The following is an 11,017-nucleotide window of genomic DNA, read 5'->3' as shown; positions in this document are numbered from 1 at the left end:
GAGGGCGATTCGCCCTCACCATACGACGGTTCTACTTTGGGCGTTATTTACGAGGCATTTCTAGGTCATTCTTGGCTACCACCCGATTCGGTAGAGCTCGAGTCGGGTGATGACGGCAATGATATCGGGGGGGGGGCGGTGAGTCTGCCTCGATAGCCGGTGGCGAGGATTTTCCATTGTTTAAGATGTCCGATGGCGTGTTCGACATAGGCGCGAATGCTTGATATTTCTGTGTTGTAGTGTTTTTCGTTGTCGGTTCGTTCGTGTTTTTTCTTCTTTGTGAGGGGCATGAGAGCGTCATGGGCGATGTCAGCGGTGTCGGCGATCCATGGCGTGTGGTTTTCTGCGAGGATCTGTGACCAGCCGGTGAGGTCGAGAGCAGCAGAGTCATGTCGAGCTCCAGGAATGGGTGTAGACGTGGCGAGGAGGTGTCCGGTCAGGGTGGAGGCGACCTGGATGCTGACACCCTGGCAACGGCGTTGACCGGAGTAGGTGGCTTTGGTGACATCTTGCCCTTGAACTGGGCGGTTGCCCGTCGGGGCGTACGTGCCGTCGATGAGGATGGCTCGGCCATCACTGGCTGCTTGCTCTATGGGGATACCTGTCCAGAGGAGAGCTTCATTGATGACCGGGAGCATCCTGCGATAGATGCGTGAAGCGGTGGGTGGTGAAATATGTAGCAGATCAGCAAGGAACATCTGTGACAGATTGTTCCGTAGGAGTTCCAGGGTGAGGATGACGTGTTCTTTGACGGGCAATCGATGTCTACGCAAGTCGACTCCCCGGGAGTGAAAAATGTCGATGACCCGCCTGACGAGTTCATCGAGTGCATCGTGATCGAGTCCTGCTGCACGACTGGTACCGCATCGGTCGCTTCCCTGAGAGATGTGAGTCGTCTAACCCCATGATCTCAAAGCGGCCGATGTTTTCATATAAGTGTATGGTGACAGGTGTGTATCGATTGTTGCCCGGGGTGCGGGACGTGGGTCGCTAGCGCCTCGTGAATAACGCCCTCAATTAATTTTCAAGACTTCCTTGGTCTCTTAAGGTGGCCCATGGCTCCCTGTATGCCGGTGAATAGCAGCGCAAATCCCATTAATCCTCCGATAGGGCGGTGCCAAAAAACTGCGAGGCACAGAGTTGATGCCAGGAGAATTCTTAAGAGTGTCCCTCCTGTCGTGTTTCGTCGCGGGTCGGGATTCCAGTTGCCAGAAGGTATGAAATATTTCCTGGCCGCTACGGCGAAAAGGAAGGTGATGACAAAATTGACACAAAGCCATGTCCTCGACCCAGAGGTGATGGACACCATAAAGCAAGAGATGCTAGCCAATCCTTGAGCTGAAAAGTTCATGAAAACCGCAGTTTCAGGCCTATAATTTTTAGACATTGACTGCATCCTTCAGTGCGTAACTGGCGGCCGGCTCGGCACTGATTGCCGCCACTTCGAGGGGGTCATCGTCAATACTTCATTAAATAGGAACTGAAGGGTGTTCACCCTGGTGGGTAAACCATCCTACATGAGGAAAGAAAATATGCGTGATGGCAGATTCAAAGGTCTGCCATCACGCAACGCACGGTACGATTTTTTCAGGTTGTTGGCAATGCCGTTAAGCAGCCATCTTCACTGTGCGGCGGCGCGGCTCACAGGGGGCACCCACCGCTCGACGTGGGGGATGCCTCCGGAGAGTTTCGACGTACGTGCCGAACTCAGTCAGCAGCCAGCACCGCAGCAGTCCACACCTGTCGCGCCGTGGGGTTCAGCGGTCACCGTATTCACCCGATATGTCGTGCGGACACCACTTAGAGTGGCGGCATGGAGTTCACCGTCGAGGCTCAAGCTGCTGGACTGATTGACTTCATTGACGCTGCGCCCTCGCCGTATCACGCTGTCGATGAGGTGCGGTCACGGCTGGTCACTGCCGGTTTTGAAGAGCTCCACGAGACCCAGGCGTGGCCGCAACGTCCCGGTCGGTACGTCGTCGTACGGGAGGGAAGCTTGGCTGCGTGGTCCACCGAGCACCTTCCCGCCACAGACGGTGAGGCCGCCGTGCCGTTCCGAGTGCTCGGCGGGCACACTGACTCACCTAATCTGCGCATCAAACCTCGTCCTGACCAGTCTGTCCATGGCTGGGATCAGCTGACCGTCGAGGTGTATGGCGGTCCGCTGGTCAATTCGTGGCTGGACCGGGATCTCGGCTTGTCTGGGCGGGTCGTTGTCCGGGATCCGCATCGTCCGTCCCGTCCGCTCACCCGGTTGTGGCGCACTGACGAACCCATCTGTCGGATCCCGCAATTAGCGATCCACTTAGATCGGGACATTGACCGGGATGGGTTGCGACTGAACCCGCAAACCCAGCTCAACCCGGTGTGGGGCGCCACCGGGAACGCCCCCACATTCGCCGCCTGGATCGCTGGACAACTCGACGTCCCAGCGGGTGACGTCCTCGGCTGGGACGTTATGACGCACGACGTGACCCCGTCTCGACGGATCGGTCGAACGGGTGATCTGATCGCCGCGCCCCGCTTGGACAATCTGGCCACCGCGTACGCCGGGACGGTCGCGTTGCTCGCCGCTGTCGACGACATCTCTCAGGGGCGCACTGACGCGACCGGTGACGCGCCGTACGTGCCGGTGCTGGTGCTTTTTGATCATGAGGAGATTGGGTCGACCACCAACCGGGGTGCGGAGAGCCAGTTTTTGACTGCCACCGTGGAACGGATCGTCGCGACCCGTGGCGGCGACCGGCAAGACCTACTGCGGGCGTTGGCTGGCAGCGTGGTTTGCTCCGCAGATATGTCGCATGCAGTGCACCCCAACTATGCCGATCGTTCTGAGCCGGGGCACCGCTTGCTGGTCGGGGATGGTCCGGCGGTGAAGATCAACAATCGGGGTCGGTATGCCTCCGACGCGACGGGGGTGGCGATGGCGCGGCTGGCTGCCGAACAAGCAGGGGTGAACTTGCAGAGTTTCGTCAGTCGTGGCGACATGCCGTGCGGGTCGACGGTGGGTCCGGTGACGGCGGCGCTCACGGGCGCGGTCACTGTTGATGTGGGCGCGCCGATGCTGTCGATGCACTCAGTGCGGGAGCTCGCTGGGGCGAGCGACATCACCGATTACGTCGCTTTCCTGGCGGCTTTTCTCGGTCCTCGCCACGGAGCCGGTGTGACTGTGTGACAGTGGACTTCGGCTAGCAGCCGCAGCTACCTGAACGGAGGACCTAAGCCCCCGTATCGCGTCATGAGCGACCCCCTAGGCTGAGAGCCGACCCGGTCCATAGGTGTACAGGGAAAGGCTCTGTGAAGTGATGAAGAAGTTCGTGTACGGACTGTCCGAGGGCAACAAGGACATGAAGGACTTGCTGGGTGGCAAGGGCGCCAACCTGGCCGAGATGCACAACATGGGCCTCCCCGTGCCCCCGTCGTTCACGATCACCACCGATGCGTGCAAGGCCTACTTGGAGCAGGGCAGCGAGCCTGAGGAACTGTCCGCCCAGATCGACGAGTACATCGCCAAGATCGAGGACGAGAACGGCAAGAAGCTCGGCGACCCGAGCGACCCGCTGCTGGTGTCCGTGCGGTCCGGGGCGAAGTTCTCCATGCCGGGCATGATGGAAACCGTCTTGAACATCGGTTTGAACGACGCGTCCGTAGTGGGCTTGTCCAAGGTCACCGGCAACGACCGGTTTGCGTGGGATTCCTACCGACGTCTGTTGCAGATGTTCGGCAAGACCGTCCTGGACATTGAGGGCGAAAAGTTCGAAGACGTCATGGACGAGGCCAAGTCCGCCAAGGGCACCACCTCCGACCTCGACTTGGACGCCGCTGACTTCGCCCGGATCGTCGAACGTTTCAAGGGCATCATCAAGGACGAGACGGGTAAGGACTTCCCGCAGGACTCCAAAGAGCAGCTGCTCGAAGCGATGCGGGCCGTGTTCCGCTCCTGGAACTCCGAACGGGCGATCCTGTACCGCCGTCAGGAGCGCATCCCCGCCGACTTGGGCACCGCAGTCAACGTCTGCTCGATGGTCTTCGGCAACCTGGGCATGGAGTCCGGTACTGGTGTCGCCTTCACCCGTGACCCCGCCAGCGGTCAGCAAGGCGTGTACGGCGACTACCTGCAGAACGCCCAGGGCGAGGATGTGGTCGCGGGGATCCGCAACACGATGTCCCTGGCCGACATGGAGCGTGTCGACAAGGCGGCGTACGACGAGCTGATGGGCATCATGTCCACCCTTGAGGCGCACTACAAAGACCTGTGCGACATCGAGTTCACCGTGCAAAACAAGAAGCTGTGGATGCTGCAGACCCGCGTCGGCAAGCGCACCGCTGAGGCTGCTTTCAAGATTGCCTGCCAGCTCGTCGATGAAGGCAAGATCAGCGAAGCTGAGGCGCTGCAGCGCGTCACCGGTGACCAGCTCGTCAACCTGATGTTCCCCAAGTTCGACGCGAAGGCCGAGAAGAAGCGCATCGCTAGGGGCATGAATGCGTCCCCGGGTGCTGCGGTTGGTCAGATCTGTTTCTCCAGCCCGGATGCCGTGCTCGCGGTCAACGAAGGCAAGAAGGTCATCCTGGTCCGTCGGGAGACCAACCCTGACGACCTGTCCGGCATGATGGCTGCTCAGGGCATCCTCACCAGCCGTGGTGGCAAGACCAGCCACGCTGCTGTCGTGGCCCGCGGCATGGGCAAGACCTGCGTCTGCGGTGCTGAAGAACTCGACATTGACGTCCGGGCCCGCACCATGACCCTCAAAGACGGCACGGTCCTGCGTGCTGGCGCGGTCATCTCCATCGACGGCACCACCGGTGAGGTGTACACCGGTGAGGTCCCCGTGGTTGACCCGCCGGTTGTGCAGTATTTCGAAGGCACCCTGTCCGAAGCAGACATTGCTGCTGACGAGTTGGTTCGCGCCGTCGACCGCATCATGAAGATCGCCGACAAGACCCGTCGTCTGCGGGTCCGTTCCAACGCGGACACCCCTGAGGACGCGGCTCGTGCCCGTCGTTTCGGCGCGCAGGGCATTGGCCTGTGCCGCACCGAGCACATGTTCCTCGGTGACCGTCGCCCGCTGGTCGAGCGGCTCATCCTTGCGGAGAGCGACGAGGAGAAAGCGGCCGCGCTGGGCAGCCTCGCCCCGCTGCAGAAGGCCGACTTCGTGGAGATCTTGCAGGCCATGGACGGGCTGCCTGTCACCATCCGTCTCCTCGACCCGCCGCTGCACGAGTTCCTGCCCAGCCAGGTTGAGATGGCCGCGGCGCATGCTGTCGCCCAAGCCAAAGGGCATGACCTCGAAGCTGACCAGAAGAAGATCATGGCGGCCGTGGAGCGCATGCACGAGCAGAACCCGATGTTGGGTCTGCGCGGGGTGCGCCTCGGCTTGGTCATCCGGGGACTGTTTGAGATGCAGGCCCGGGCGATCCTCGAAGCCGCGGCAGAGCGTCGTCAGGCTGGCGGTGACCCCAAGCCGGAGATCATGATCCCGCTGGTTGGTGCCGTCCAGGAGCTCGAGATCATGCGTGACGCGATCACGAAGGTCGCCGCGCAGGTGTCCGCTGAGACCGGTGTCGACCTCACGGACGTCCCGATCGGCACGATGATCGAGTTGCCGCGTGCGGCGATCACCGCCGGTGAGATTGCCGAAGCAGCCGAGTTCTTCTCCTTCGGCACGAACGACCTCACTCAAACCACGTGGGGTTTCAGCCGTGACGACGTTGAAGGCTCGTTCTTCAGCAACTACATCGAGCGTGGCATCTTCGGGGTCTCCCCGTTTGAAACCCTCGACCAGGGCGGTGTGGGACGGTTGGTGAAGTTGGCTGCTGAAGCTGGCCGACAGACCAGGCCCGAACTGCACTTGGGTGTGTGTGGTGAGCACGGCGGCGACCCGCAGTCGATTCACTTCTTCGACACCGTGGGCTTGGACTACGTGTCCTGCAGCCCGTTCCGGGTGCCGGTGGCGCGGCTTGAAGCTGGTCGTTCTTCGGGTACGGCGGAGGGCAGCGACTTCCGCTGATCGGTGATCTCCTCTGCGGATCAGCCGTGGAGGACAGCCAGGTCCGTATGACGTGCTGACGGCTCGGTTTCTCTGCAGAGACCGAGCCGTCAGCGTGGGTCACGACTTAGGTCGTTCGCCGTACCAGCGGCGGGTCGTGGCGAGCTGATCTGTGGGGGTGGCGGTGGGGGCGCTCATCGCGGACTCCGGTCGCTGGTGGCGCGGGGAGCGAGGAATGGCGCGGATAGGGGCCGGGAGGGGGCCGGGGCGTAAGGCGCTGCGGTAGAGGTTGTCTGTCGGTGGGTGGCCGCGCGGGCCAGAGTGCTTTCGACGTGGTCTAACCATCGGATTTCGGCTTCGTCGGCGAAGATCAGGTGGTCGAGGACTAAGTGCCAAGACAGGTCGTACGTCGGTGTGCTCTGGTCGGGGGGAGCGGTGGTGGCATCCGCGCGTTTGAGCCGGGTGAGGTCTTGGAGGTGGCGCAGGGTGGCGGTGCGTTGCTGCTGGACGAGGGCGGAGACATCGACTCCGGGAAGAGTGACGGCGAGGGCAAGTTTGATGACGAGTTCGTCACGGGGGGTGTCTTGTCGGTCGACCGGGGTGTCCCACCAGTGGTGGAGGACGGTGCGGCCGTGATCGGTGAGCTGGTAGGGGATGCGCCCTTCGTCGTCGGGGATTCCGGAGGATTCGACTAGTCCGTCGCGTTCGAGGCGGCCCAGGGTGGTGTAGACCTGACCCACGTTCAGCGGCCACGTCCCGCCGGTGCGTTCTTCGAATTCGGCGCGGAGCTGGGCGCCGTACATGGGGTGGGTGTCCATGAGAGCCATCAGTGCAAACTTCACCGACATGGGTTGTCTCCACATCCTCGGACGTATACCGGGTATTACTGGTTCCGTCGTTAAGGTATACCCGGTATGTGATCTGTGGTTGTGGTGTCACGCGGTGAGGGTGGTGGTTGCGCCGAGCGGTCCTGGATCCCCGTTCGCTGGGGCCCGCTCTGCCCGCCGTACGACGGACGGGGTCCTTCCTCGCGGAAGAACCCCGTCACCACCCCACCGGTCCCGGTGGGAAAACCCTGAAGCTCAGTCCACGGTCAGGACGACCTTGCCGATGTGATCTCCACCTTCGAGGAGCGCATGGGCCTGCGCCGCCTGCGCCAACGGCACGGTCTCATACACCATCGGGCGGACCCGGCCCGCTTCCACCAATGGCCAGACATGCTCCCGGACCGCCGCGACGATTGCGGCTTTCTCTGCCACTGGCCGAGCCCGCAAGGATGTCGCATGCAACGACGCCCGCTTGGACAGCAAGGCATTCAAGTTGAGTTCTGCTTTCACGCCACCTTGTAAGCCGATGACCACCAAACGACCGTTTGTGGCCAACGCTGTGACATTGCGCTCCAGATATTTCGCCCCGATGAGGTCAAGGATCACATCTGCTCCTGCGCCGCCAGTCGCGGTGGCAATCTCAGTGACGAAATCAGCATCTCGATAATTGATGAGGATCTCCGCCCCCAAATCGCGGCACGCTTCCAGCTTGTGCGCGCTGCCTGCCGTCACGGCGACGGTCGCCCCCGCCTCCCGAGCCAACTGGATCGCCATGGTGCCGATCCCCGACGCGCCACCGTGCAGTAGCACCACCTCACCGGCGTGCAGATGAGCTGTGCCAAAGAGGTTGGACCACACGGTGCATGCCACTTCCGGCAACGCCGCCGCCTGCACCATCGACAGTCCGGTCGGCACCGGAAGCACCTGGCCTGCTGGCACAGCGACCTTTTGGGCGTATCCGCCGCCGGTCAACAGAGCACACACCTGTTGACCGACTCGCCAGGTCTGCACGTGCGAGCCCACCTCGCAGATCGTGCCCGACACCTCCAGGCCCGGCAGCGGCGATGCCCCCGGCGGCGGGTCGTAGAAACCTCGACGTTGCAACAGGTCAGCGCGGTTGACACCGGCTGCAGCCACCTCGATGACGACGTCGTCGACCGCCGGGGTCGGGTCGTCGACCTCGGCGTACTGCAGGGCATCCACGCTCTTGCCGGGCGTGGGGATGGTGATCGCCTTCATGGCCCCACCTTAGATGGGGGCGTTGACGACCAGACGTCTCCGGACGTCGTTGTCCTCAGCTGCTGTTCCGACGATCAGCCCCGGCGTGATGCTGTCGGGCCCGCTCCAGATCCTCTGGGGTATCCACATCCCACGCCACCCACGCCGGAATGTCCATTGATCCGCAGGTCAACGGACGCAGCACGCGGCGTACCCCCAGATCACGTGCCTGCTCCGGGATGACTCGCCGCAGTGCGTCAGTGCGGTATGCCGCCAACAACGGCTGCCGCTCGCCGTTCTCGTCTAGCGCCTGGACGCCATCGAGAGACCGACGATCCTGTACGGCGGCAGCCAGTTGCGCCGCCACTGCGCCACCGAAGGGCAGATCTCCGGCCAGCACCACCACGTACGGCGTGGCGAGAGTGGTCAGCGCGGCGGCGATCCCGGCGACCGGTCCGCCTCCCGCCGGTTCTTCGCGGACCCATTGCACCGAACGCGGCACGGGACGTGCCGGACCCACACAGGTCACCGGCCAGTGCGGGGGGAGGTCCATGATGGTCCTGTCCAGAATGGGGTGGCCCCCGACGACAGCAGCCGTCTTATCGCTCGCCCCAAATCGGCGAGACTGGCCCCCGCAGAGGATCACTGCTGAGCACCTGTGCATCGACTCATTCTCGCTGAGAAATGAAAACGTCACTGTGTCAAGAGATATCGGTGCGGCAGTGTCGCTGCTGGTGGCGTGCGCGAACCGCGGCAACGTCAGTTGAGCCTGATGGTTACGATAGGGAGGCGGCTCGTGCCGCCCGATGCAGGAGGTGTCCATGTCGGAGCAGTCGAAGGGCGAATCGAGCCCCACTTCCGAGACAGAACCCGCCGCGGCACCCACGCCCGGCCACGAAACCGCAGCCGACGGGAATGACGCCACCAGTGTCTTATCCCCGACAGCGACCGCAAAAATGCCACAGCCGGTGGCCCCGCCGCAGCCGTTGGCACCTCCGGCAGGGATGGCCCCACCGCCGTTGCCCGGCCAGCAGGCTTCTCACCAGCAGCCCGGACCTGTTCAGCAGGGGCAGCCAGGCCAAGGCGGTCCCAGCTATGGCGGGCCCGCGTATGGCGCCCCACCGATGTCGGGTCAGCCTGGTCAACCCGGCCAGCAAGGACAATCAGGTCCGCAGGGGCAGCCTGGATATGGTCAGCCCCAGCAGGGCCAGCAGGGTTATGGCGCCCCGCAATACGGTGCCCCCGGTTACGGCCCGCAAAGTCGGCCAGGGCAGCCTGGATACGGCCAGCCGGGACAACCTGGCTATGGCCAGCAGGGGTACGGGCAGCCAGGGCAGCCCGGCCAACCTGGCTTTGGCCAGCCGGGTCAACCAGGCCAGCCCGGTCAACCGGGGCAGCCTGGCCAACCTGGCTATGGCCAACCCGGACGGCCAGGACAGCCCGGATACGGCCAGCCGGGACAACCTGGCTATGGCCAGCAGGGGTACGGGCAGCCAGGGCAGCCCGGCCAACCTGGCTTTGGTCAGCCGGGTCAACCCGGCCAGCCCGGCTACGGTCAGCCCGGTTTCGGCGGTCAACCTGGGCAACCTGGCTTCGGTCAGCCGGGTCAACCCGGCCAGCCCGGCTACGGTCAGCCCGGTTTCGGCGGTCAACCTGGGCAACCTGGCTTCGGTCAGCCGGGTCAACCCGGCCAGCCCGGCTATGGCCCGCAAGGCCCCTATGGATTCCGACCTGCTACCAGCAGTAAAGGAATGGCCAGGGGGACGATGGCCGTGATCGCCATCGTCGTGGTGTTGGTGGTGATCGTGGCCGGTGTCGTGGTCGTGCAAGCATTCAACAGTCCTAAAGCTGAAGCGAAATGCAGCAATACGTCCTGCGATCTCACCTTCTCCGGCAAGGGAGCAGCGGTCGACCTCTCCATCGGCAGTAGCGGTGGGAAAAAAGTCATCAAGCACGATGGCATCACCGGCAGCACAGCCACTTACACCGTCGATGGGGCTACTCAAACATGCCAGGCCGGTGACACCCGCAAAGTCAGCGGCCTCACGGTGACCTGCTCCTCGATTCGAGACCAGACGCTCACACTGAAGGTCACCAACGGCTAATCGAGCAAACACCGCACCGCGACCGTCGGTGTGAGCGTCAGCGCAGGCGCTCACACCGACGGTGACATGCCCCCTAACCGTCGAGTGATCTCATCCGCAGCGGCGCGGATCCGCCGTACCAATTTGTCCGTGGACATCCCGAGCGTTCCTTCCGCCCAGGTCACTGCCACCGCGGCCACGGGGTGCCCCACCGGATCCCGGGCCACCACCCCGATGGATTCAAACCCCGGGGTCACCGTGCCCGTCTCATAACCAAAACCTCGGGACCTGACCTGCGTCAACATCGCCCGCAATGACACCAGCCCCGTCGGCCCCTTCTGATGCCGCCGGACAAAAGCCGTCCGATCCGGGTAGAGGGCACGCACCTGCGCCGCTGGCAAACACGCCAACATGGACAATCCACTGGCCGTCAGATGCGCAGGCAGCCGCACATCGACGTCAGAAACCAGTGCTGGACGACCCGGCGCGCGCTCCTCCACGACATACAACACGTCACGCCCATGCAACACCGCCAAATGCGCCGAATGACCTATCCGGTCGACCAGCCGAGCAAGGACCGGGCGACCAATCCGCGCTAACGGCGCCTGCCGCGCATATGCCGAACCCGTCTCAAAAGCAGACAGCCCCAAGGTGTAGCGACGCACCTCAGGCAGATGCACCACAAATCCCTGATCACACAATGCCGCCAACAACTTATACGTCGTGGAGCGGGGCAGTCCCAAGTCCCGGGCCACCGCAGCTGCCGGCATCGGCTCAGCATGGCAGGACAACAGCCGCAACACTTCCAACACCTGCACCGCTGCCGGGGGAGCGCCAGGACTGGTGCCGTCCCCAGCCGACATATCACGCATCAAGCTGCTTCCTCCGCCTGGTACGACGA

At 63.1% G+C, this 11,017-nt stretch carries 9 protein-coding genes; 4 read left to right on the top strand and 5 right to left on the bottom strand.

Going from position 1 to position 11,017, the window contains the following annotated elements; genetic code table 11:
* Positions 1-65: 65 nt before the first annotated feature.
* Positions 66-773, bottom strand: a complete 708-nt coding sequence (locus KEM60_RS00805) for a transposase family protein (RefSeq protein ID WP_219105597.1) — start codon at positions 771-773, stop codon at positions 66-68.
* A 1,040-nt stretch (positions 774-1,813) separates the two neighbouring features.
* Between KEM60_RS00805 and KEM60_RS00800 the strand changes: the two genes are divergently transcribed.
* Positions 1,814-3,175, top strand: coding sequence for a M18 family aminopeptidase (locus tag KEM60_RS00800; protein WP_219105596.1), 1,362 nt, complete (start codon positions 1,814-1,816; stop codon positions 3,173-3,175).
* Positions 3,176-3,305: 130 nt separating this feature from the next.
* Complete coding sequence (ppdK, locus tag KEM60_RS00795; protein WP_219105595.1) at positions 3,306-6,008, top strand: pyruvate, phosphate dikinase; 2,703 nt, start codon at positions 3,306-3,308, stop codon at positions 6,006-6,008.
* Positions 6,009-6,181: 173 nt separating this feature from the next.
* Here ppdK and KEM60_RS00790 read toward each other — a convergent pair whose 3' ends face one another.
* From KEM60_RS00790 to KEM60_RS00780, 3 genes are all read right to left on the bottom strand, one after another.
* On the bottom strand, positions 6,182-6,835 hold the full coding sequence (locus KEM60_RS00790; protein WP_219105594.1) for a PadR family transcriptional regulator: 654 nt from the start codon (positions 6,833-6,835) through the stop codon (positions 6,182-6,184).
* Positions 6,836-7,069: 234 nt separating this feature from the next.
* Entirely contained in the window at positions 7,070-8,053 is a 984-nt protein-coding gene (locus KEM60_RS00785) for an NAD(P)H-quinone oxidoreductase (protein ID WP_219105593.1), read from the bottom strand.
* A gap of 55 nt (positions 8,054-8,108) precedes the next feature.
* Positions 8,109-8,696, bottom strand: coding sequence for a molybdenum cofactor guanylyltransferase (locus tag KEM60_RS00780; RefSeq protein ID WP_219105592.1), 588 nt, complete (start codon positions 8,694-8,696; stop codon positions 8,109-8,111).
* A gap of 431 nt (positions 8,697-9,127) precedes the next feature.
* Here KEM60_RS00780 and KEM60_RS00775 point away from each other — a divergent pair, with 431 nt between their 5' ends.
* A complete protein-coding gene (locus KEM60_RS00775; RefSeq protein WP_219105591.1) occupies positions 9,128-9,808 on the top strand; it encodes a hypothetical protein in 681 nt (226 codons plus the stop codon).
* Positions 9,799-10,137, top strand: coding sequence for a hypothetical protein (locus KEM60_RS00770; RefSeq protein WP_219105590.1), 339 nt, complete (start codon positions 9,799-9,801; stop codon positions 10,135-10,137). Before KEM60_RS00775 ends, KEM60_RS00770 begins: the two co-directional genes overlap by 10 nt.
* Before the next feature lie 50 nt (positions 10,138-10,187).
* Here KEM60_RS00770 and KEM60_RS00765 read toward each other — a convergent pair whose 3' ends face one another.
* A complete protein-coding gene (locus KEM60_RS00765; RefSeq protein WP_255574094.1) occupies positions 10,188-10,988 on the bottom strand; it encodes an IclR family transcriptional regulator in 801 nt (266 codons plus the stop codon).
* Positions 10,989-11,017 lie beyond the last annotated feature (29 nt).

Source organism: Austwickia sp. TVS 96-490-7B (genome assembly GCF_019331795.1).
Classification (GTDB): Bacteria; Actinomycetota; Actinomycetes; order Actinomycetales; family Dermatophilaceae; genus Austwickia.
This window is presented reverse-complemented; position numbering and strand designations above follow the sequence as displayed.